Source organism: Ruminococcus bovis (assembly GCF_005601135.1).
Taxonomy (GTDB): Bacteria; Bacillota; Clostridia; order Oscillospirales; family Acutalibacteraceae; genus Ruminococcoides; species Ruminococcoides bovis.
In genome coordinates, this window is sequence record NZ_CP039381.1 from 1882187 (window position 1) to 1906652 (window position 24466).

The 24466-nt window shown below is 33.9% G+C and carries 23 protein-coding genes and 1 other annotated feature; all 23 genes read left to right on the forward strand.

Annotation, left to right across the window (positions count from 1 at the left end; genetic code table 11):
* The first annotated feature begins 1 nt into the window (after position 1).
* The 23 genes from lgt (at position 2) to E5Z56_RS08975 (ending at position 24299) form a co-directional block, all read left to right on the forward strand.
* Complete coding sequence (gene lgt / locus E5Z56_RS08865; RefSeq protein ID WP_138157467.1) at positions 2-820, forward strand: prolipoprotein diacylglyceryl transferase; 819 nt, start codon at positions 2-4, stop codon at positions 818-820.
* Positions 804-1655 (forward strand): bifunctional methylenetetrahydrofolate dehydrogenase/methenyltetrahydrofolate cyclohydrolase FolD, encoded by an 852-nt coding sequence (gene folD / locus E5Z56_RS08870; protein ID WP_138157468.1) that lies wholly within the window; start codon positions 804-806, stop codon positions 1653-1655. Before lgt ends, folD begins: the two co-directional genes overlap by 17 nt.
* 58 nt (positions 1656-1713) lie before the next feature.
* Positions 1714-1789: a sequence feature (ribosomal protein L21 leader region), on the forward strand.
* A 13-nt stretch (positions 1790-1802) separates the two neighbouring features.
* On the forward strand, positions 1803-2099 hold the full coding sequence (gene rplU / locus E5Z56_RS08875) for a 50S ribosomal protein L21 (RefSeq protein WP_022504996.1): 297 nt from the start codon (positions 1803-1805) through the stop codon (positions 2097-2099).
* Positions 2099-2416: a ribosomal-processing cysteine protease Prp gene (locus tag E5Z56_RS08880; protein WP_138157469.1), complete on the forward strand. Its 318-nt coding sequence runs from the start codon at positions 2099-2101 to the stop codon at positions 2414-2416. Before rplU ends, E5Z56_RS08880 begins: the two co-directional genes overlap by 1 nt.
* 1 nt (position 2417) lies before the next feature.
* Complete coding sequence (gene rpmA / locus E5Z56_RS08885) at positions 2418-2702, forward strand: 50S ribosomal protein L27 (protein WP_022504998.1); 285 nt, start codon at positions 2418-2420, stop codon at positions 2700-2702.
* Positions 2703-2762: 60 nt separating this feature from the next.
* Positions 2763-3086: a hypothetical protein gene (locus tag E5Z56_RS08890; protein WP_138157470.1), complete on the forward strand. Its 324-nt coding sequence runs from the start codon at positions 2763-2765 to the stop codon at positions 3084-3086.
* Positions 3087-3089: 3 nt separating this feature from the next.
* Positions 3090-4361 carry a GTPase ObgE gene (obgE, locus tag E5Z56_RS08895; RefSeq protein ID WP_022505000.1) on the forward strand — a complete coding sequence of 424 codons (1272 nt, stop codon included), beginning with the start codon at positions 3090-3092 and terminating at the stop codon, positions 4359-4361.
* Positions 4362-4369: 8 nt separating this feature from the next.
* Entirely contained in the window at positions 4370-4768 is a 399-nt protein-coding gene (locus tag E5Z56_RS08900; protein WP_138157471.1) for a Mini-ribonuclease 3, read from the forward strand.
* 129 nt (positions 4769-4897) lie between these two features.
* Positions 4898-5194: a 30S ribosomal protein S6 gene (gene rpsF / locus E5Z56_RS08905; protein WP_022505002.1), complete on the forward strand. Its 297-nt coding sequence runs from the start codon at positions 4898-4900 to the stop codon at positions 5192-5194.
* Between the two features lie 51 nt (positions 5195-5245).
* Positions 5246-5737 (forward strand): single-stranded DNA-binding protein, encoded by a 492-nt coding sequence (locus E5Z56_RS08910; protein WP_138157472.1) that lies wholly within the window; start codon positions 5246-5248, stop codon positions 5735-5737.
* A gap of 45 nt (positions 5738-5782) precedes the next feature.
* Complete coding sequence (gene rpsR, locus E5Z56_RS08915; protein ID WP_022505004.1) at positions 5783-6019, forward strand: 30S ribosomal protein S18; 237 nt, start codon at positions 5783-5785, stop codon at positions 6017-6019.
* Between the two features lie 161 nt (positions 6020-6180).
* Positions 6181-7689: a 4Fe-4S dicluster domain-containing protein gene (locus E5Z56_RS08920; RefSeq protein ID WP_138157473.1), complete on the forward strand. Its 1509-nt coding sequence runs from the start codon at positions 6181-6183 to the stop codon at positions 7687-7689.
* 269 nt (positions 7690-7958) lie between these two features.
* Positions 7959-8159 carry a hypothetical protein gene (locus E5Z56_RS08925; protein ID WP_138157474.1) on the forward strand — a complete coding sequence of 67 codons (201 nt, stop codon included), beginning with the start codon at positions 7959-7961 and terminating at the stop codon, positions 8157-8159.
* Between the two features lie 321 nt (positions 8160-8480).
* Positions 8481-14930: a hypothetical protein gene (locus E5Z56_RS08930; RefSeq protein ID WP_138157475.1), complete on the forward strand. Its 6450-nt coding sequence runs from the start codon at positions 8481-8483 to the stop codon at positions 14928-14930.
* A 61-nt stretch (positions 14931-14991) separates the two neighbouring features.
* Positions 14992-15870, forward strand: a complete 879-nt coding sequence (locus E5Z56_RS08935) for a leucine-rich repeat protein (protein ID WP_138157476.1) — start codon at positions 14992-14994, stop codon at positions 15868-15870.
* Positions 15871-16026: 156 nt separating this feature from the next.
* Complete coding sequence (locus tag E5Z56_RS08940) at positions 16027-16740, forward strand: hypothetical protein (RefSeq protein WP_138157477.1); 714 nt, start codon at positions 16027-16029, stop codon at positions 16738-16740.
* A 1-nt stretch (position 16741) separates the two neighbouring features.
* Positions 16742-17005, forward strand: coding sequence for a PqqD family protein (locus E5Z56_RS08945; protein ID WP_022506073.1), 264 nt, complete (start codon positions 16742-16744; stop codon positions 17003-17005).
* Positions 16998-17468: a S24/S26 family peptidase gene (locus E5Z56_RS08950; RefSeq protein WP_138157479.1), complete on the forward strand. Its 471-nt coding sequence runs from the start codon at positions 16998-17000 to the stop codon at positions 17466-17468. The genes E5Z56_RS08945 and E5Z56_RS08950 overlap by 8 nt, the downstream gene beginning before the upstream one ends.
* The gene (locus E5Z56_RS08955) at positions 17465-19219 is read left to right on the forward strand and encodes an ABC transporter ATP-binding protein (RefSeq protein ID WP_138157480.1); all 1755 of its coding nucleotides are present in this window, start codon (positions 17465-17467) and stop codon (positions 19217-19219) included. The genes E5Z56_RS08950 and E5Z56_RS08955 overlap by 4 nt, the downstream gene beginning before the upstream one ends.
* On the forward strand, positions 19179-20363 hold the full coding sequence (locus E5Z56_RS08960; RefSeq protein ID WP_175405435.1) for a nucleotidyltransferase family protein: 1185 nt from the start codon (positions 19179-19181) through the stop codon (positions 20361-20363). Before E5Z56_RS08955 ends, E5Z56_RS08960 begins: the two co-directional genes overlap by 41 nt.
* Positions 20364-20447: 84 nt before the next feature.
* The gene (gene panD / locus E5Z56_RS08965; protein ID WP_138157482.1) at positions 20448-20828 is read left to right on the forward strand and encodes an aspartate 1-decarboxylase; all 381 of its coding nucleotides are present in this window, start codon (positions 20448-20450) and stop codon (positions 20826-20828) included.
* A 95-nt stretch (positions 20829-20923) separates the two neighbouring features.
* On the forward strand, positions 20924-22297 hold the full coding sequence (locus E5Z56_RS08970; RefSeq protein ID WP_207668584.1) for a uracil-xanthine permease family protein: 1374 nt from the start codon (positions 20924-20926) through the stop codon (positions 22295-22297).
* A 247-nt stretch (positions 22298-22544) separates the two neighbouring features.
* Entirely contained in the window at positions 22545-24299 is a 1755-nt protein-coding gene (locus E5Z56_RS08975; RefSeq protein ID WP_175405436.1) for a leucine-rich repeat domain-containing protein, read from the forward strand.
* Positions 24300-24466: the final 167 nt, after the last annotated feature.

The window sequence follows — 24466 nt, forward strand, 5'->3', positions numbered from 1 at the left end:
TATGGAAGTAACCTTTCCGGGTTTAGGACTGGAGTTTAATATTAACAGAGAGGCTTTTAGCATAGGTAGTTTAAGTGTCTATTGGTATGGCATTATTATTGCATCAGGTCTTGTTTTGGCTTGTATCTATGCATTTGTGAGAGCTGATTATTTTAAGATTGATAAGAATAAATTATTAAATACAGTTATTGTAGGTATCATTTGTGCTATAATAGGTGCAAGACTTTACTATGTACTGTTTAGTTGGGACGATTACAAAAACAACCTTATGGATATTTTCTATATAAATAAGGGAGGACTTGCTATCTATGGTGGCCTTATAGGTGCTATCTTAGGTGGTGGCATTACTTGTAAACTTCAAAAGCAAGAACTGTTACCTGTACTTGACGTTGCCTCAATCGGTTTCTTAATCGGTCAAGGCATAGGCAGATGGGGTAACTTCTTTAACCAAGAGGCTTTTGGTTCACAAACAGATTTACCATGGAGAATGGTAAGTGAAAACACAGGCAATGTTGGTGTTCATCCTTGTTTTTTGTATGAGTCAATATGGTGTTTATTAGGTGTACTTGTACTCCATATTTTAAGTAAAAAGTGGTATCACTTTAAAGGTCAAATCTTCCTATGCTATATGGTATGGTATGGATTTGAAAGAATGATTGTAGAGGGACTTCGTACAGACAGTCTTTATATGACTTTCTCAATTTTTGGATATACTCCAAGAGTAAGTCAAGTGCTTTCAGCTTGTATTTTTGTAACAGGCATTGTTCTGTTAATAATATTTAGAAAAAAGAGGAATGTAAAAAATGGCGATAATAATTGACGGTAAGAAAGTTTCTGCCGAAGTAAAGGAACAGGTAAGAATTGAAACAGAAGAACTGATTAAAAAGGGTATTAAGCCCGGTCTTGCAGTTATCATTGTTGGTGATGACCCTGCATCAAGAGTTTATGTAAACAACAAGAAAAAAGCTTGTGAAAAGGTAGGTTTCTTGTCAAAAGAATTTGCACTACCTGCAACAACTACTCAGGAAGAACTACTTGCATTAGTAAATGAACTTAACGAAGATAAAGAAATCAACGGTATTCTTTGTCAGTTACCTTTACCAAAGGGTCTTGATGAAAAGGCTGTTATTGAGGCAATTTCACCACTAAAAGATGTTGATGCTTTCCATGCATCAAATGTTGGTAAAATTATGATTGGTGACTATGACTTTTTACCATGTACACCTGCCGGTGTTATGGAAATGCTACATAGCTACAATATTCCTGTAGAAGGTAAGGAATGTGTAGTTATCGGTAGAAGTAATATTGTAGGTAAGCCTATGGCAATGCTACTACTTCACGAAAACGGTACAGTTACAATCACTCATAGCCGTACAAAGAACCTAAAAGAAGTTACTAAGAGAGCTGACATTCTTGTTGCTGCTATCGGTAAGCCAAAGTTTGTTACTGCCGATATGGTTAAGGAAGGTGCAGTTGTAATTGATGTTGGTATGGACAGAGATGAAAACGGCAAACTTTGTGGTGATGTTGACTTTGAAAATGTAAAGGAAAAGTGTTCTGCAATTACTCCTGTACCGGGTGGTGTAGGTCCTATGACTATTGCAGTGCTAATGAAAAACACACTAAAGGCTTGTAAAATCCAAAATAACCTATAATTCAAGAATATTTCAAGATATTTTCAAATATACATTGACAAATACTGTACTTTGTGATATAGTATAGAAACCGCATATTGTGGGTTATAAGTAAACTTAGGTTTCACCTAACGGTAGCGAGTCTAAATAAAGGAATGGTACTTAATTATGTACGCTATTATCAAAACAGGTGGTAAGCAGTATAAGGTTACTGAAGGTCAGGAAATCTTCATCGAAAAGCTTACAGCTGAAGAAAACGAAACAGTAGAAATCCCAGTAGTTGCAGTAGGTAACGAAGATGGTACTCTTGATTTTGCTGAAGGCAAGACAGTTTCAGCAAAGGTTCTTAAGAACGGCAAGGGCAAGAAGATCACAGTTTTCACTTATAAGCCAAAGAAGGGCGAAAAGAGAAAAATGGGTCACAGACAGCCATATACAAAGGTTACAATCGAAAAGATTAACTAATGACGAAAGTTGATTTCTTACTTCACGATGGCTTAATTACAGGTTTTACCATTACAGACCATGCTGAATACGGCGAAGAAGGTTCAGACATTCTTTGTGCAGCAATTAGTTCAGCAGCTTATATGACAGTAAATACTATTACAGATATTCTGGGTATAGTAGTTGGTGTTGAGGTCAAGGATGGTTATATGGAAGTTAAGTTAGAGGAAGAAGATGCACCGAAAGCTAAAACAATTTTAGATGGCTTTCAACTTCATATTCAAGGACTTAAAGAAGAATATGATGAATTTATTAAGATAAAAATTTCGGAGGTATAACATGCTAAAGATTAACATTCAGTTATTTGCTCATAAAAAAGGTATGGGTTCTACAAAGAACGGTAGAGATAGCGAATCAAAGCGTCTAGGCGTTAAGAGAGCAGACGGTCAGTTTGTTCTTGCAGGTAATATCCTAGTAAAGCAGAGAGGCACACATATTCATCCAGGTGAAAATGTAGGCAGAGGTTCTGACGATACACTATTTGCTAAGATTGATGGTGTTGTTCGTTTTGAAAGAGTAGGCAAGGACAGAAAGCGTGCTTGCGTATATCCTGTTGAACAGTAATTAATGTATTTGGGTGGTATATAGTTACCACCCTTTTCTTTTATCCAAGGAGTCATTTTTATGAATTATGATGTAAACAAAGGCGATAAGAAGATAATGAACAATAACCCTACTGTTAAGAATGTTAATATGGTCAACGACCTTATCGGTGACAGTGGTGACACTAAGGGTTATAAAAGAGTTATTATAGTTTTATCGGTTATTCTATTTTTAATAGGTATGTTGTTCTTTATTTTTGGCAAAATAGTATCCGGAGTATTCTTTTTTGTTATAGGTGGAATTCTTCTTATTACAACATTTAAAGTAAAAATGAACAAAAAGAAGTATCAAATTAGTAGAGAAGTAAAAAATATAGAACCATTATTTAAAGATAATAAGGAATAATATATGTTTGTAGATGTAGCGAAAATTAAAATCAAAGCCGGTGACGGTGGTGACGGTGCAGTTTCTTTCCACAGAGAAAAGTATGTTGCTGCCGGTGGACCTGATGGTGGTGATGGTGGCAAAGGTGGAGATATTCTCTTCCAAGCTGACAGTAACATTTCCACACTGGCTGACTTTAGATATAAAAGAAAGTATAATGCCGAAAAGGGCGAAAACGGTAGAAGTGGTCGTAAATTCGGTAAAAAAGCACCAGACCTAATTATTAGAGTACCAATCGGTACTGTAGTAAAAGAGGCTGAAACAGGCAGAATTCTTGCGGATGTATCAGGCAAAGAACCTGTTTTAGTTGCAAGAGGTGGTAAAGGTGGTTGGGGTAATGTTCATTTTGCCACACCAACTCGCCAAGTACCAAGATTTGCAAAGCCGGGACTACCCGGTGAAGAATATGATGTTGTACTTGAGCTAAAGCTACTTGCCGATGTAGGTTTAGTAGGTTTCCCAAATGTAGGCAAGAGTACACTTGTTTCTGTAGTAAGTCAGGCTAAGCCTGAGATTGCTAACTATCACTTTACAACAATTACACCGGTTCTTGGTGTTGTATCAATGGGTGAAGGTAACTCATTTGTTATGGCAGATATTCCCGGACTTATTGAAGGTGCATGGGAAGGTACAGGCCTAGGTCATCAGTTCCTTCGTCATGTTGAAAGATGTAGAATGTTAATTCATATTGTTGATGTAAGTGGCAGTGAAGGCAGAGACCCTAAGGAAGACTTTGTCACAATCAACAATGAACTTAGAAAGTTTAACCCTGAATTAGCAGAGAGAGAAATGCTTGTTGCCGGTAATAAATGCGATATGGCAACAGACGAACAGATTGATGACTTTAGAAAGTTTGTAGAGGATCAAGGCTATTCTTTCTTCCCAATTATGGCAGAAATTCATTACGGTGTAGATGCTTTAATGAACAAAACCCTTGAAACATTAAGTAAATTACCACCAATTCGTGAATTTGAAGCAGAACCTGCTCCAATTATTCCTGCAGAAGAAATCAACCCTCATGAAGTTAAAATCACAGTTCAAGATGATGTTTACTTTGTTGAAGGTGAGTGGTTACTACAGGTTATGAAGTCAGTTAACTTTGACGATTACGAAAGTATGAACTACTTCCAGAGAGTTCTTACAAATGGTGGAGTTATTGATGCACTTAGAAAAGCCGGTATCAGCGAAGGTGATACAGTTTCTATTTATGACCTTGAATTTGACTTTGTAGAATAAGGTAGCTTATGAATTTAGAAAACAATAACCCAAAGCTGATTTCACCATTAACATTGGCATTTGTAGGTGACGGTGTATATGATTTACTTGTTAGAAAGTACCTTGTTAATCACCACGACCTACATGTTGGTGAATTAAATAAAATGAAAGTTAAGTTTGTAAACTGCAAAAGCCAAGCTGAGTTTGCAAAGATGCTAATGCCTATTTTAACAGAAGAAGAGCTTTCTATTTATAAGCGTGGCAGAAATGCCTCCCCAAAATGTACACCAAAACATGGCACAGTAGGGGATTATCACAGTGCAACAGGTTTTGAAGCACTTTTCGGTTTCTTATATCTAAAGGGTGAAACCGACAGAATAGAAACTCTTTTCAATAAAATAGTGGAAAGCAGAGAAATTACAGAATAACAAAAAATATCTCATATTTTCTATTGACAATTTGAAATATTTTGTTATAATAATTTAGTGTGTGAATTAGTACACAATCCTTGCGTGTAGGAAATACACGCCAATATGTCCAGAAGGAGGTGCAGATAAATGGCAGAAATTACAGCTAAGTACGAAACAGTTATGGTACTTTCTATGAAATTAGGTGAAGAAGGTATCCAGAGCACAATCGCTAAGTTCAAGGATCTTGTTGAAAAGCATGCCACACTGCAGGAAGTTGATGAATGGGGTAAGCGTAAGCTTGCATACCTAATCAACAAAGAAGCAGAAGGCTACTATGTTCTAATTAACTTTGAATCAAATGCAGAGTTCCCAGCAGAACTAGACAGAATCTACAAGATTACTGATGGCGTTCTACGCTCAATGATCATTAAGAAGGAAGACTAATCGAATAATCAAGAAGTAGGCTTTATAGCTGAATGTGAAAGGATGTAAGTTATGTTAAACAGAGTTATTTTAATGGGTAGAATTACTCAAGATTTAGAATTAAAGACAACAGCAAGTGGTATTTCTGTAACATCATTTTCTATCGCTGTAGATAGAAATTATGTTAAACAAGGTGAACAGCGTCAGACAGACTTTATTAATATTGTTTGTTGGCGTCAACAGGCTGAGTTTGTTTGTCGTTATTTTGGCAAAGGCTCAATGATTGCCATTGAAGGTCAGCTTCAGTCAAGAACTTACCAAGCAAAAGATGGCACAAACCGTTATGTAACAGAAGTAGTTGCTGATAATGTTTCATTTACAGGCGAAAGAAGAGATCAAAACAATAACGGTTATGGTAACAACAACGGTTACGGTAACTATAACCAAGCTCCTCAGCAGTCTTACAATCAAGCTCCTGTTCAGCAACAACAACCGGCATCTTATTCAAACGGTACTTCTTCAGATTTTGAAGAAATGCCACTTGATGACGATTTACCATTCTAATTAGTATTTTACTAAAACCTAATTTTATAAAGGAGATTAACTACAATGGCAGATAGACCAAACCGTGGCAGAAAGTCACGCAGAAAAGTTTGTGGCTTTTGCGTAGATAAGGTAGAAAAGATTGACTACAAAGACATCGCAAGACTTCGTCGTTATATGTCTGAAAGAGCTAAGATTCTTCCTAGAAGAGTTACAGGTACATGTGCAGCTCACCAGAGAGAACTAACAGTAGCAATCAAGAGAGCAAGACAGATCGCTCTTCTTCCTTACACAAGCGACTGATTATAAATTATTTTGCGACCTCATTATGGGGTCGCTTTTTTTGTTGTTATTCTTGACTAACTAAATTCATCATTGTATAATATCAATGAAAAGAGTTTACATAAATAAAATAATTATATGCAAAATTTTATATAATGTATTTATATGAAAAGGAGTATTGTATGCGAGGAGTAAAAACATCAAAGTCAAGAATAAGAAAGCAGATTTTCACCGAAATTGCAAAACTTGCTTTTGAAGGTTGGGATGCTGACAAATTCCAGAGCCTACCTTACAAAATTATCAAAGGTGAAATTGCCCACTATAGAGATAGTGTTTTTGTTGAAAGAGCAGTAGTAGGGGAAAGACTGAGAGCAGCAATGGGCTTTCCACTTAGAGATTATAACGAATTTTCTCCAATAACCGAGGGTATCGAGGAAGAACTTTTTAATGATAAGTATTACGAGCCACCTCTAATTGATATTATTAAGTTTGCTTGTAATAAGTGTGCCGAGAACAGAGTCTTTGTTACAAATGCTTGCCAAAATTGTCTTGAACACCCTTGTGTAGAGATTTGCCCTAAAAAAGCAGTTTCCATTGTAGATGGTCAGTCACATATTGATGAAGATAAGTGCATAAAATGTGGTAGATGCGTTAATGTTTGTGAGTATCATGCAATAGTTCGTCACGAAAGACCTTGTGCTAAAGTCTGTGGTATGAAAGCAATTAAGTCCGATGAATATGGCAGAGCAGAAATTGACCATGATAAATGTGTATCTTGTGGTATGTGTCTAGTTAATTGCCCATTTGGAGCAATTATTGATAAGAGCCAGATTTTCCAAACAATCTCTGCATTAAAAAGTGAAACACCGGTTTATGCTGCAATTGCACCGGCTTTTTCAGGTCAGTTTGGCAATGTAACACAAGGTCAAATCCGTAATGCATTTAAAGAGCTTGGCTTTACCGATGTAGTAGAAGTTGCAATCGGTGCTGACCTTTGTACAATTGAAGAGGCTAACGACTTTATTAAGGAAGTACCTGAGAAGCAACCGTTTATGGCAACATCATGTTGTCCTGCATGGTCAGTTATGGCGAAAAAATTATTCCCTGAGTTTGCACCATATATTTCAATGGCACTGACTCCAATGGTGCTAACAGGTAGATTAATTAAGAAAAAGTACCCTGATTGCAAGGTTGTTTTTGTTGGTCCTTGTGCTGCTAAAAAGTTAGAGGCAAGAAGAAAGTCAATCCGTAGTGATGTTGACTTTGTACTAACTTTTGAAGAATTTAGTGCAATTCTTGATGCAAAAGGAATTGATATTTCTAAATGTGAAGACGGTGAACCATTCAAGGAAGGCAGTGGAGATGGCAACGGCTTTGCAGTAAGTGGTGGTGTAGCAAAGGCAGTTGAAAATATTATTAAAGAGATTGACCCTAATAGAGAAGTCCTAACTGCTAGAGCAGAGGGACTGCCTGAATGTCGCAAAATGCTCCAAATTGCCAAAGCCGGTAAGTATGACGGTTATCTATTAGAGGGTATGGGCTGTCCGGGAGGTTGTGTTGCAGGTGCCGGTACAATTGCACCGGTTAACAAGACCACTCAAGCAGTTAATAAAAAGGTGAAAGACTCGGAACACCTAACACCATCAATGTCAAAATATAAGGAATATTTGCCACTTCTTGAAGAAAATTGATTTACAACATTGTAACAAACAGATATTATATATGTAAAATGTTATACAAGGTAACTAATAACCAAGTCAATTATTTTTATATATTGCACAAACTTTATTAAATTATTAATAAAACCTTGAATATTTAGATACTTAGTGATATATTTATAAGGTAACACAAATATTTTTAGTTGTGTATCTATAATTTTTTCGCCCAATATATTGATTTTTGTATCTAAATATGTTATTATACTATTAGATATTTACGGTAGTCGTAGAGGAGGATAAGTATGAAAAAAGTTTATGAAACTCCAACAATAGAATATGATGATTTTGAACTTGATTCACTTGTATGCGCAAACCTATATGGCTCAAACCATAATAAAAGAAGTACGGAGTTTTATGCTATCGGTGGAGGAACTGTCGGTGCAAGCAGTGCCGAAGGTAATGTTCCTATCATTGATACCGGTGACGGTGACGATTTGTTCTAATAATCAATACTATTTACAGACCTCTTATGAGGTCTGTTTTTTTATATTTACCACTCTTTGTGCAATATGTATAAAAGTATTTCTATGTTAGTTATTATAATTCTTTAAGATAATTAAGTTTAGTAAACATATACAAATCAAAGTTATTTTGCGAAAATAGTTGATTTTACTGAATAAAAATGTTATTATGATAATAAATAATTGTGGGTTTTTGCACCCTTTTTTCGGTTGCAAACTATTGATGGTCAGGCAGTAGAATCGAAATAAATGTGCAAATGTTCACAACTTCTTATGCAATTATTTGTAATGGAGGTATAAAAAATGAAAGAAAAAATAAAACGCATTAGTTCTAGCACTTGGGCGTTGATTCTTGCCCTTATGATGGTAGTTTCTTCTTTTTCAGTTCTCGCTGCTACAACTAATGTGGAAAAAACTAATGCTGAAACACCTTCAGCTGATTTATATGTATTTGGTGGCTATAATAACGACTGGACAAATCCTACAAAGAAAATGCCAATGACTAAGGTTTCCGGTGAGAATTATTATGCTTCTCCAATTATCGTATCAAATGGTGAAGAGAACTTTTTTGCCATTTGGGATGGTAATTTACAGTATGGTCCTGCTACAGACCGAACTACAGTCAGTACATCACAGAATGATGAAAAAACTAAGTTAAATTCTCCTAGAGATAGCAAAGCATATATGATATCAGCGGGTACAATTCCTAATGGTACTAAGTATCAGCTATGTACTGATAAAAAATATTTATGGTACAGATTAGCTATTGACCCTGTCGCAACATCAGTTAATCTATCACCTGATAGTGCTACAAAGAATACTGGTGAATCTGTAAAACTTACTGCTACTGCAAATACTCCTGTTTCAGGTGAACTAACTTATACTTTTACAGAAACAACCTCAGGTGCAACAACAACCCCAAAAGTAATAAAATCTTCTAATGGTACAGCACAGGCTACTTTTACTGACCTATCAGAGGGTGAACATAAATATAAAGTAGAGGTTTCTGCTAATGGTTATACTTCGGTTACCAGTAGTGAAGCTACAGTTACAGTTACAGTAAACCCAATTGATATTACTTCAAAGGTAACATTAACCGGTCCTGTTACTAGTTGGCAATATAAAGTTGGCGATAGCATTAAGCTAAAAGCATCATGTGAAGATGCTCCTGAAGGTGTAACTGTTAAGTATAATTACTATATTAATGGTAAGAAGATTAACGGTTCTGCAACACCTAATAAGGTTACTTATGACTTTACTGCAAGTGATGAAGGCACAGTTAAATTCTATGCTGAGGCAGTTGCTGAAAACTATAATACTGTAAAGAGTGAAGAAATCTCTGCATCAGTTATTAAGAAACAAGTTGCAACTTCAGTTAAACTAACTGCTACTCCTACTAATGTTAAGTTTGGTAATGAAGTTACAATCATTGCTGAACTTCAAGGCGATATTCAGCCAGGTAACTTTACTTATACATTTAAAGAAACTAATGCCAACGGTGTCATTCAGTCAGTACAGTCAAATAACGGTTCAGCAAAAATCTTTACAAGTGACCTTTCTGTTGGTAAGCATTATATTTCTGTTGAAGTTTCCGGTACAAACTTTAAGTCTATTAAAAGTACAGAAGATTTAATAGTTACTGTTTCTGAGGCTTATCATGATGAAGCTGTCAACGCAACATCTGGTAAGACAATGGTTATCAGTTATGATAAGGCTTACGCTGGCAAAAATAATGAAAGAAACGCTATTTTTGCTTGGGGTGGTGCTTCAATAGCTGATGATGCTGCTGAATCATATAAAAAGATGACTAAGTATTCACAAAGTGATATTCCTGGTCTATACTATAAACAACTTGATAATTATGTTACAAGTGCCTCTACCGGTATTCAGTTTATTATTAAACAGGTCGGTAATTGGGACAATCAATCAAGTGACCTTGGTGGGGATAAATTCATTAAGGGTAAACAGTGGTATTTCTACGGTACTAAAGAGGGTAAACAAGTTGATGCAAATGCTGCTGAATACACACCTCTAACATTTACAAAGCTAAATGTTCCAACAGAAATCAACGATGATAATTCTACTAAGTTTGTATTTACTGTTGGTGGTGGTTTACCAAACTTCTTCAAGAATGTTGTTAAGTCAACAACAATTAAGCCTGAATATACAGTTACAATTACTGACCCAAGCCGTAAGCAAGTTGGCACTAAAACAGCTACATATTCAGCCGATAATACAACAGTAACAATTGATAACTTAACACTAACAGATAGTGGTAAATATACTTTTACTATTACAGATGGTATTGATACAGTTACTTATGAAAAAGATTTAACTGTTGAATCTCTTGTAGTTGCAACCCACAAGGCTACTTTAAATCCTTGTGATAATGCAACAGTTACTGCTACTTGTAAGGATGTAACAATCAATGAGGGTGCAAACGGTGATTTCCCTGAAAATAAAAATGCAAGCATCACTGTTTCTGATATTACCGATGGTTACAAGGTTAAGTCGGTTACTGTAACATCAGGTACAACTGATGTCCCTGTTACAAATCAGGGCAATAATAGTTACTCATTTACAATGCCAAGCTCTGATGTAACAATCACAGTTGATGTTGTTGCAAAGAGTAACTATGCTGTGAACTTTAATGTCAGTGATAAGACAGGTGGTTCAATTACTGCAAAATCCGGAGAAACAACTATCAAGTCCGGTTCAAGAGTTGTAGAAGATACATCTGTTACTTTTGAAGTTAAACTAAATAGTGATGATTACAAAGTTAATGGTTGGTATTCTGACTCAACATATACAACAAAGATTGATAGCGTAAAAGATGGCGCTACTTCTTACACAACAAGAATTACTGGTGCAACAAATGTATATGTAAAGATTGTTGAAAACCCAGGTACTCTATGTACTGATAAGTGGTTTATTACTGGTACAGATAGTAACCCTAAATCATGGGACACTCGTTTACCAGTATATGAAAAGAATGGTTCATATTATGTAAACTTTGATATTTCTACAATTACAAAGGGTAACCATTACTATGCAATCACTAGTAAAGAAACAGGTACTATTGCTCCTAGTGATATGATTTTCCATGATGGTACATTGTCTTATAAATCAGCTGACGGTTCTGGTTCTGTAGTTAAGAACCAAAATCAACCTGAATATTGGGCTGGTAGTGATAAATTTACTAATTATGGTATGTTCTCTATTAGTAACTATGATGACCTAAGAGCTTTAAGTCTAAAGGTTACACCTAGTGATAATGGTACTGAATATCTAATGCAACCAAAAGTAATTCAGCCACCAACAGGTGCTATTGATGTATATGCAAAGAATGGTACATTAAAGACAACATATGCTTATGGTGACACAACAGTAACAGGTATCAATGACGATTGTACTTCATTTACAAAGGATCTTGGAAAATATAAACAGTACAAGGCTCTTGCAAATGACAGATTAACAATTACTACAGTTGTTAACGATACTCAGGCTAAACAAGGTTGGTATGTATCTAACTATGTAATCAACGGTGTTGGTTACGAAGCAGTATCTTCTGAATCTCACACAGGTGCTGCATACACAATCACAACTCCATATTCTGTAACAGGTAAAGAAACAAAGAATATCATTGAAATTACACCTATTTACAAGAATAGATATATTGAAGCTGATAATGACTATATCACACTTTATGCTAATGCCGATTCTTTAGGCAATGCTTGGGGTAACACAATTTCTGTTTACTCTTACTATTATAAAGATGGTAAGCAAAATGTAAACACGGACAAAACAATGAATAGTGCCTACCCTGGTGAACCTATGATGAAAACAAGCAGTGGCTTGTATGTTGCATATGTTCCTAAAAATGCTTGGGATGTTAAAGATGGTAAATTCCAGAAGCTTTCAGATTATGAAGTTTCCGGTATTACATTTAATAACTATAAAGAGGGTGAAGAGATTCACCAAAAGACATTAACTCCTGACCAGAACAAAAACTTCCAGACATACGACTACGATGACTTTAAATACATTGCAGCAGCCGGCTACGATACAGTTTTGTTTGACTTCCAGTACAGAAAGGCTGAAAATTCTAACCAAAAAACTTTAGTTGGAGACTCAACAACTGAAAAGGATATGAAAGGTTCTACTATTAATGTAGATACTTATAAAGATACAACTGCTCATAACGGTTGGGATTTATTAACTAATATGGACGGCGAGGAAGTAAGCATACTTGGCTATACTGCAAAAACTGTTCCTAAAGGACAAACATTTAACAGCACTGATAAACTTCATATTGTTTCAGTTGGTAATATTGATACATCTATGGGTGATTGGTCAACAATTTGGTATGTATATGATAGTGCTGGTAATTATGTAACTCAAGGCTTGCCATCTGACTTTATTCCTAGACTAAATTCTGATGGTACTGAAAGTACTACACAGACTGCTGCTTATAATGCAATCAAAGAAAAACGTCTTGAATACACAGGTGCTTACATCACTTACGAAAGTGAAATGGATGCAGGTTCTTCTACTGATAAAGGTAACACCGGTATCCGTTCCGATGGTCGTTGGTACTATTCTCGTGCAGTAGACCAAGTTAAGGTTAATACTCATGTTCTATATGCCGGTGCTGATAAGAGTGATTGGAAAGAAGATACTTATAGTTCTGATGATTCCGGTGTAACTACAGGTGCTAAGGCTCTAGTCGGTTCAGAAAGAACAACTTCTGTTGACCGTAACTCAGAAGTTTCTATTTCTGCTTCTCCTCTGTCAAAGGGTACTGCTGAGAAACAGTATAAGTTCATTGGTTGGACATCTAATGCAACTAAGGGTAAAGACGGTTCATATACAATTGTTCAGAATCCTGATATGACCCAAAGTACACAAACAATCAAGGTTTCAACAAATATGGACTTGTATGCTCTATACATTCCTGTTGCTGAAGGTGATTTACTTATTACTCATGAAGCATATACAGGTAAGGATGCATTTGGTGGTGCAGGTAGATACTTCGTTCAAGCTACGTTATATGATGCTACTGATACTGATAAGGTAATTGGTACATATTACCAAGAAGGTAGTGTAACAATTCCGAATTATACAGAAAATTCCGGTAAAATTGTTGTTCAGCTAATTGTTTATTCTGTAAACGGTAGTAGATATAAGGCTACTTATAACTATCAAAATACGGCAATTACTGATTTATCCCATGTTGATAAGGTATGTTCATCAGGTGACCCTGCTGTTGTAGAAAATACAATCAACGCAAGTGATATTTTTGATGGCGATACAATGAAAACATCAAAAGTTGACTTCTATTCAGATTTACAGACAAATAATATTACTGTTAAGATGAACTACTACAACCGTAAGGTAGAAAACGGTAAACCTGCTGATATGGATTCAACTCCAACATCATATTCTTACAGATTTACCAGCTACCCAGAAGATGTTCTAAAGGATGGTACTCTAAGTATTCCAGATCTAATTGAGTATGCTAAGAACCATTCTCAACAGCCTGATAATATGATCGAAACATATGTTTCTTGGAATTCACAGGAAGATGCATTAAAGGGTATTGTAGGTTATACAAATTACCACACAGGTGCTAAATATGTGGCAACTCCTTATCATACAGACCGGTATGGTAATGTTCAGTCAAGTGGTGAAAAGTGGGTGACTTACTACGACAGAAACGGTGATGAAGTTGATGAAGATAAAGCAAATGCAGAAACAGTTTCAAGTATTTCAATTTGGTATTTCAACACACCAAAGAAATATACTTACACTCTAAACACTGCTAATTCATCAAGTGAAAGTGAACTTGGTAATAATGGTGACGGTACTTATTACGGAAAAGTTCCTCAGACTGCAAGTGAACTATTCTACAACACTCGTCTATTTAGTTCCGACAGAGAAGTTTCTGATGCAGTATCTCCATATACAAAGGCTTACGGTGTTGAACAGGGCTATACAGGTCAGGCTATTAATACTGCTGAAACTATTAACAACGGTACTACTCTTAAGTTCCTATATTGGGCTTATGATAAAGCCGGTAAGAAGGTAGCTTCTACTAACATTCAGTATGGTTTAAGAATTACTAATAATACTACACTATACGCAATCTATGGCGAAGCTGAACTTGATGCTCCGGGTCTAACAGTTCAAGAAGTAACTCCTGATACATTCTTCGATAGTAACAACATTTCAAAAACTCGTATCAATACAATCTTCAACCCTTATAATTGTAAGGATAATGACAAGAATATTGATAGTGCTTCTGTTGTTTACCTAAGAGTTGCTAACTCAGTTACTGAAAATTCACTTAATAACTTAACTGATGCTGATTTACAGGAACTAAGAACTAAGATTTCTACTGTTGTATCTACGGCTTCTTACAAAAAGTTCAAGAGTGGTGATGTTGATGCCGCAGCTAGCAAGCAGATTGTACAGATTAGTGGTAGTACAGCTAGTGGCTTTAAGTTCAAGGTTGTTGATACTCCATCATCAAGTTCAACACAACTACAAACTAGCCTATCAAACAAGAACAGAGGTCAGTTTACTACAACATTTACAACATCTACATTAAAGAATTATACATACTATGTATTTGCTACTATGGGTTATAAGGGTTATAACGGTACTGCCGGTATTACTTACATTACCAGTGACAACTTTGTAAAGTATAAGTTTGATGAAAATGGTAAATATGTAGCACCTTCTAACTCTTAATTACTAAATTTTACAACACATAACACTTCGGTGTTATGTGTTGCCTTTATAAGGTGATTTTATGAAGAAAATAAAAACTATAACTTCACTACTTTTGTTTATTACAATTTTGGTTTCAATATCAATCACAAGTGCAAGTGCAGTAACTTCTTATGATAATTTTGAACTTGAATATAATTCAACATCAAAGAGTTATACTGTTGTAAACTATGTGGGTAATGATAAAAATGTAAAAATTCCGGAAATGGTTTACGGCAGATTTGTTACTAAAATAGGCAGTTATGCCTTTGCTAATAACACTAATATTGAAACAGTTGAAGTTCCTTATCTTGTTTCTAGTTTTGATGAATATTCTTTTAGTGGTTGTACTTCTTTGAAGGAAATTAATATTCCTGAATTTGTTAGCAATATTAATCAATTTACTTTCTTTAACTGCAAATCACTAAAGAATATAACAATGGATTGTAAAATTAAAACTGTCAGTGAGTCAGTTTTCCGTAATTGTTCTTCACTTGAAAGTATTGTTTTACCTTCAACTGTTGAAAAAATTGATGTAAATGCTTTTGCTAATTGCACAAAACTAAGTAGTATTTCAATAGGCGATAATGTTACATCTATTTCAAGTGATGCTTTTAATGGTTGTGCATCTACTTTAAAAATTGTCGCCAATATTGGTTCATATGCCGAGAAATATGCTAAGGACAACAACATTACTTTTGAAGAAAGTCCACAGCTAATCGGTGATGTTAATAATGATGGTGAAATTAATGTTCGTGATTCAGTTTATATTATGAGATATACTGTTTTACAGTCAGGTTATGAAATACCTGAAAATACACCAATCTTTAAGAGAGCTGATGTAAACGGTGACGGTAAAGTTAATGTTACCGATGCAACACTTATTCAGAAGTATGCAATGCATATGATTGATAAATTTTAAGTGAATATTTTAGAGCTACCTTTACGGTAGCTCTTTTTTTGTTACTTTTTGCGATTCCTTGATTTATTCATACTTTTCATTTATAATTAAATGTATATAAGTCATATCATTTTTGATGTGTATTGTGCTATTATATAGATTATTTTGGAGGGTATTATGCTTTGTAAATTTGCAAACTTCTTTGTTGAGATTAACCCTCTGTATGACTATACAAAGAAGATGATTAAGTTTTTTGAAACTGATGAAACACCTACTTCTGATGTAATAACAGTAGGGGATAAATTCACTGTTGATGACTACAAAAAATATAACTCACTTCATCCGGAAGTACCTATTGATGAAGCAGAACATGTATATTTATCTTTTGATTTTTTTGAAAAAATCTTAAAGTATAATGCAATTATGGTTCATTCGTCAGCATTAAAATATAATGGAAAGTGCTATCTTTTTTCTGCTGATAGTGGTGTAGGTAAGTCAACCCATACTTCATTGTGGCAAGAAGTTTATGGTGACAAGGTACAGATTATAAATGATGACAAGCCTATAATTCGATTAGAGAATAATAAATTAATAGTATATGGTTCACCATTTGCAGGTGGCACAATGAAATTCCAAGATGACAGTGCTATTTTAGGAGCAATTGTATTTTTGGAAAGAAGTGAAAATAATTCTATTGAAGAATTATCACCACAAAAAGCAATGCGATATTTGTTTAAAGAAACTATGAGAAGAATCAGCAAAAATAAAATGAATGATTCTCTAAATATGATTAATATAATTTTGGAAAATTGCAAGTTCTATAAACTGAAGTGCAATATGGATAAAAGTTCAGCAATACTTTCTCATGATACTATAGTAAAGGAAGATTAATATGAAAATTAAGGAAGATTTTTTACTACGAAAAGTAGCAGATTGTTATGTAGTTGTGCCTGTAGGCAAGGCAACTGTTGACTTTAACGGAATGATGAATCTTAACGAAACCGGTGCTTTTCTATGGGAAAAGTTAGAAAATGATACAACAAAAGAAGAACTGCTAAAGGCTATGCTTGATGAATATGAAGTAACTGAAGATATAGCAAAGAAAGATATAGACAACTTTATTACAAAGCTAAAGGACGGTAACTTACTTGAATAAACAAGTGCCTATTAGTGAACTTGTACCCATTTTCAAGGAAATTCTTAATAGTGGTAGCAATGTGAATTTCACTCCTAGGGGTGTGTCAATGTTGCCAATGTTAAGGGATAATTGTGACACTGTTACTTTATCAAAACCAACTAAACTGAAAAAGTATGATGTTGTATTTTTCTATCATAAACCAACTAACTCCTATGTTCTTCATAGAATTGTGAAAGTTAATAGTGACGGTACATATAATATTTGTGGTGATAATAGAATGGTTTGTGAAGTGAATGTTCCTAAGAAAGATATTTTTGCAGTTGTAACTGCCTTTACTAAGGACAATGTTACTCATAAAATCACTGACCTTAACTATAAGATTTATTCCAGAAAATGTGTTGCAAAGAAGAAAATTAGATGGAAATATTATTCTATAAAAGAAAAATTATATCCATATTATAGAAAGATAAAAGGAAAATGAATACTTCAACTTACAAGAAAAAAGTGAATAAAACTGCATTAAGATGGATATTGAAGAAAAGCAAATCTCAGCTACCATCAATTATTCTTCTAGTTGTAATTTATGCAATCCTTGCAATAATCGGTGTGTACCTAGCTATTGCCAGTAAATACCTTGTAAATGCTGCAACAGGTAATGACCCAAGTTATGCAAATGACCCTCTTTCAGGTGTTACACATTATGGTTTGATATTTGGTGGTATAGTGTGTGCAGATATTTTCTTTAGTGTACTACAGAGAATTTTTGTTTTTAGAATTAGTGCTAAGCTGGAAATCAGCTACAAAACAGATTTGTTTCAACAGATATTGGAAAAAGAATTTGCCGATGTTTCAGCTTATCATTCCGGTGAATTGTTAAACAGACTTACCAGTGACATTAGCACAATTACAAATGCTATCGTTACAATTATTCCCCAGCTTACATATATGATTGTAAAACTTGCAGGTGTGTTTATTGTTTTGATACAAATAAGTATCCCTTTTACAATGGTGTTTGTTGTTGGTGGTGCATTGGCACTTTTTGTGGCATCTTTGTATAGAACTAAGATGAAAAATTTTCACAAGAAAGGTCAAGAAACTGACGGCAAGGTAAGAAGCTTTTTGCAAGAAATTATTGCAAGTTTACTCCTAGTTAAGTCCTTTGATATTGAAGATGAAGTTCTAAAAGATGCAAAAGACTTGCAACAAAAGAACTATGTGATCCGTAGAAAGAGAAACACACTTTCTGTCATAAGTTCCTCAGCATTTTCATTTGTGTTTATGCTTGGCTATGCTTTTGGTCTGATTTGGGGTGCTTATAATATTGTTCATGGCAATATTACATACGGTGTGCTAACAGAAATTATAGCCTTAGTGTCACAAATTCAAGGTCCAATCTCAGGACTTACAGGAATTTTTCCTACTTATTTTGCTGCTACTGCATCAGCAGAAAGAATTATGGAAATTGAGTCACTTCCACAGGAAAGAAAGTTTAACAAAAGTGAAATTAATGTGGAAAACATTTATAATAACCTAAAGTCCATCAATTTTGATAATATTACTTTTAGTTATGGTAGAGATGAAGTCCTTTCAAATACAAGCCTAAAAATCAATAAAGGCGATTTTGTTGCCATTATGGGTATTACCGGTATTGGCAAAAGCACACTTATGAAACTGCTAATGTCAGTTTTCAATGTTTCAAGTGGTGAAATTTATCTTGATTTAAAGGATAACAAAAAGCTTTATATTGATAAAAATTCAAGAAAAATGTTTGCCTATGTGCCACAAGGTAACTTCCTACTTTCAGGTACAATTAGGGATAATCTGCTGATTGTATCACCAAATGCCACTGATGAAGAAATCCATTCTTCACTAAAAATTGCTTGTGCTGATTTTGTAGATACTTTGCCTAGTGGACTTGACACAATGTTAGGTGAGAGAGGTATCGGACTTTCAGAGGGACAAGTTCAGCGACTTGCTATTGCAAGGGCAATCCTTACTAAGTCACCTATTCTATTACTTGATGAATGTACCTCAGCACTTGATGAAGAAACAGAAAAAAGATTACTTCAAAATCTTGTAAATCTACAAAACAAAACTTGTATGATTATCACTCATGAAAAAGCTGCACTTTCAATTTGTAACAAAGAAGTTTGTATTGAAGATAAGAAAATTATTGTAAAGGAAAATAAATGTGAAAAAGAAATTTTCTCCAAAAGAAAAAACTCAATATAAATTTCTACTTAATGTACTTGGCTTTCTATTTTCTAATATTCCTTTAAAGAATAATGATGAAATTGATTTTAGGGAGTTGTACTTTACCTCTGCAAAAAGCAGAGTTGCAAATATGGTTTCCTATGCCTTAGAAAAAAGCAAAATCAATGTGCCAAAAGAAATTATGGATATGTTCATTAGGTGCAGAAAGTTTATGTTGATGAAGGATGCATCTCAGTTTTCTGCTACCAAAAAGTTAATTACTGAATTTGAAAAGCAGGGAATAGACAACCTACTTGTGAAGGGTCAGTTTATTAAAGATACCTACCCTCAACCGGATTTTAGGGTAACAAATGATGTTGATATTCATATTAAAAATAAAGATATTGAAAAGGCTAGGACTATACTTTCTAGCCTAGATTATAGAATAATTCAGTCAACTGATGATTTAATTGTTGCAGTACAAGACCCATTTGTACAGCTTGAAATTCATTGTGATAACGGTAACTTTAGAAATTCAACATTTACAGAAAATCTGTTCAGTAATGCAAATCTAATTGATAACACCAACCACACCTATAAGTTCACTGATGAATACCACTATATTTATATTGTTGAGCATTTTGCTAAGCATTATCGTGATTTAGGTGGTATGGGTGTCAGAATGATAATTGATGTTTATTTCTTAAATAAATATCTGAAAAATAATAATGCTGACTTTAACTTTATAAATGAAAAGTTAAAAGAAAATAACCTTACAAAATTCCATGAAATGTTACTTGAAAAAGCTGATTTATATTTCAATAAAGGAATTAAAGACTTTGATGATGTTGATGTTTATATTCTTTCAAATATGACTTTCGGTACAGAAGAAAACAAAATTCTTAATGAGAGAAGAAAGTACAATGAAGAATATAATAATTCTACAGAAGAAAATTATATTAAAACTCGAATTTTCCCACCATACAAAAGGATGGTACAGGAATATCCAAGTTTAAAGAATAAAAAATTGCTTTTACCTTTATATTGGCTACATAGAGATTTCAAAATTTTAACTTCAAAGAACCTAAAACAGTATCAAGAGAATATGTCAGAATATAAAAAGTATGACAACAAAGAAGAAATTGATTTCCTTGATAATGTTATGAAAAAGTCAGGTTTCTGATTTTTATAACAATTTTTTACAAACATTGATTTTTAGTTAACTAGGTGGTATAATAGATAAGATAGAGAAATAATTAAGGGTGATTTGATGATTACTATGTTAAAAAGTAAGCTACATAGAGCAGTTGTAACAGAAGCTGATGTTAACTATGTAGGTAGTATAACTATTGACAAAGATTTAATGGAAAAGTCAGGCATCTATGAATATGAAAAAGTTAGTGTTGTAGATGTTGAAAATGGTCAACGCTTTGATACATATGTTATTGCCGGTGAAAGAGGTAGCCGTATCATTTGTGTTAACGGTGCAGCAGCAAGACTTGTTGCAGTTGGTGACCATGTTATTATTATGGCTTATAAATTAATTGAAGAAAAAGATGCTGAGTCTCACACGCCAACTGTTGTTTTCCTTGATAGTGACAACAACCCTTGTGAAGAAAAAGAATGTAAGAGAACTGTCGGCAAATAAAAGTTTTACCCCATTGCAAAAAGCATTTATTGCATTGGGGTTAATTTTTGCAATAAAAGGCTTAGTCTTTTAAATAAATGTTAGGGAGTATGAGTATGAACAAACAAAAAATCAACAATGAAGCAATTTACGATGCCCGTAAATTGGGTAAAGGCAAAATGGTTGTCCTTGGTTTGCAACATATGTTTGCAATGTTTGGTGCAACAGTAGTTGTACCACTGATTACAGGTCTTTCTGTATCATCAACATTGCTATTTGCAGGTCTTGGTACATTACTATTCCACCTTATTACGAAAGGTAAAGTACCTGCATTCCTAGGTTCTTCATTTGCATTCCTTGCAGGTTATGCAACAATTGCACCTAAGGGTGAAGCAAACCTACTACCATACGCTTGTTTTGGTGTAGCTTGTGCATCAGTTCTTTACTTTATTTTGTCAGCATTATTTAAAGCATTCGGTGCTCACCGAGTAATGAAGTTTTTCCCACCTATTGTAACAGGTCCCATTATCATTGCTATCGGTTTAACACTTGCACCATCAGCTATCAACAACTGTGAAAGCTCCGGTGACAATGCCGGTTTATCTTGGATAGTTGCTATTGTGGCAATTGCAATTATCATTATTTGTAACATCTTCGGTAAAGGTATGATTAAGATTATCCCTATTATCTGTGGTGTTCTTGGTTCATATGTTGTAGCAGTTTGCTTAGGTTTAGTTGACTTTACTTCAGTTGCAAAGGCTGATTGGATTGGACTGCCTTTTACATATGACCAAACAGTATTCAGCATCTTTACAGGCGACACTGATTGGGGCTTAATTACAACATCAATTATCACAATTGTTCCTATTGCTCTTGCAACAATGGTTGAACATATCGGTGATGTTTCTGCTATTTCATCAACAATCGGCAAGAACTGTATTGCTGACCCGGGTTTACATAGAACACTTCTTGGTGACGGTGCAGCAACACTTCTAGCAGCACTATTCGGTGCACCTGCTAACACAACATATGGTGAAAACACAGGTGTTCTTAACCTTACAAAGGTATTTGACTCAAGAGTTATCAGAATTGCAGCATTCTTTGCAATCCTATTCTCATTCTCACCAAAGTTTGCAGCAATCGTTACATCAATTCCATCAGCTACAGTTGGTGGTGTTTCACTTGTACTATACGGTATGATTTCTTCAGTTGGTGTTAGAAACATTGTTGAAAACAAAATCGACTTTACAAGTATGAGAAATGTTCTTATTATGGCTATTATCCTTGTACTAGCTTTAGGTATTACTTTCTCAACTGCCGGTAATATTTCTTTCACAATCGGTTCTGTAACAATTCAGCTTTCAGGTCTAGCAGTAGGTTCTCTAGTTGGTATTATCCTAAATGCTATCATCCCGGGTAATGACTATAAGTTCCAAACTGATGAAGACTTAGGTGCTAACGAAATTCAAAAAGATACAAGAGAAATGTAATTTTAATATTCCATATAAATTCAATATTAATTGATTAAACCTCCCTTAATGGGAGGTTTTTTGTTTGTAATTTTAATATTCATGATTTAAAAATAAAAAAGTTAATGTAATATATTATACAGTATTGACAAAATTACAATATAAATTATAATTTTATATATAAGATAGTGTATTTATAAAATAGTTTTTGCTACTTAGAAGGTGATTTTATGAAAAATTAATTAGCTTATTTTTAGTATTTATGTTATTGGTTACTGTTATACCATTTAATGCATTAGCTGATACGGATAGTGCAGGCATAACAGTTGGTTATGACTTAGGTAAGAATTTTCAAATTACTTATGATAAAACTTCAAAGACATTAACAGTTCAAGGTAAAGGATGTTTTGGCAAGTTAGGTTTTTCAGAGCTTTACAATTATAATTTAGGTAATCCAATGTATTGGGATTGGAAAGAGGATTACTTTCCACCAACAACTTATGCAGAAAATATTGTAATAGGTGAAGGAATAACTGCAATTGGTGACTATATGTTTATTAATTCCTATAATGCAAAAAAAATTACTTTACCTAAAAGCCTGAAAAGAATCGGCAAAGCCTCATTTTTGAATTGTTTAAGTTTGCAAAAAATCATTGGTGGACAGAATGTTAGCCAAATTGACGGTGGAGCTTTTTTATATTGTTCAGATATTAAGAATATTTCTTTCCCAAATCTTGTGAAAATTGATAATTCAAGGGTTCGTGTATTTACCGTTAGTGATGAAGCTGATGAATATTTGTGGTTATTAGAAAAGAGTTTTAGTGTAGGACCATTTGTGCATTGTAGAAATCTTGAAAGCATTTATATTCCAAAGGTAAAAAAACTTGCTGATAGAACATTTTTTGATTGTCCAAAACTAAAGACAATTAACAAGAATAATAATTTGAATAATATTACAGATATGGGTGTATCTGTGTTTTATAATTGCAAAAGCCTAAAAAGTATTTCTTTACCGAAGATAAAGACAGTAAAAAGCAGTGCGTTGATAAAAAAAGGTGATAGTGGTGGAATTGTACTTCCTAGTGGTGACTTGCATTGCGAAGGGGCTTTTGAAAATTGTTCATCATTAGAAAAAATTAATATTCCAAATGTAGAAGTCATTGGTAATAACTCATTTTACAATTGTAAAAACTTAAAAAGTATAAATAAGAATAACAGCCTTTCTAAACTGACTTATCTAGGTTCAGGTGTATTTGCAAAATGTGAAAAGTTAGAGAAGATTTCTTTGCCAAAGGTACAGCAACTAAAAATGACAAAGTATAAAGCAAGTGATTTACGGTTCTATAATGAACAACCAACTGACTTTTACTATGAGTGTATTAGTGATTTGCGTTCCTGTGACAGAGTTTATGGTACATTTGAAGGTTGTACAAGGTTAAAGAGCATTTCAGCTCCTAATGTTAAAACTGTAGGAGCAAGGACTTTTTATAGTTGTAAAAGCTTAAAGAAAATTTCTTTACCAAAGGTAACTACTCTAGGTTCATCTGCATTCTTTAATTGTATTAATTTAACATCAGTTAATATGCCAAAGTTGCGTAATCTGCAAACAACAAAATGGACACAATTTAAACTTCTAAATGAAGGAACAGAATATATTCCTAAAAAGGTTAAGAGAAAGTATTATTATCGTGGTACATTTGAAAAGTGTGTTAAACTAAAGAAAATAACATCATCTTCTTTAGCTAATGTTGGAAAGTATGATTTTAAAGATTGTACAAGACTGGAGAGTATTACTCTTGGCAAAAATCTAAAATCAATAGGGGATAGTGCATTTAATAACAACAGAAAGTTAAAGTCAGTAAACATAAAGTCAACAAAGTTGAGTAAAGTAGGAAAATCAGCATTTTCTAAAATTTATTCAAAAGCAAAGTTTACTGTGCCAAAGAGTAAACTAAAGAAATACAAAAAGCTAATTAAAAGTAATGGAAAAGCTCCAAAAAATGTAAAATTCATAGCTAAATAAACAAAGCCTCCTATAGTTATACTGTAGGAGGCTTTATGATTTAGATTTTAAGTATTATAATTACTAAATTACTATACAGTATTGACAAAAAATACAATATAAAATATAATTTTATGTATAAGATAGTGTATTTATAAAATAGTTTTTGCCACTTAGAAGGTGATTTT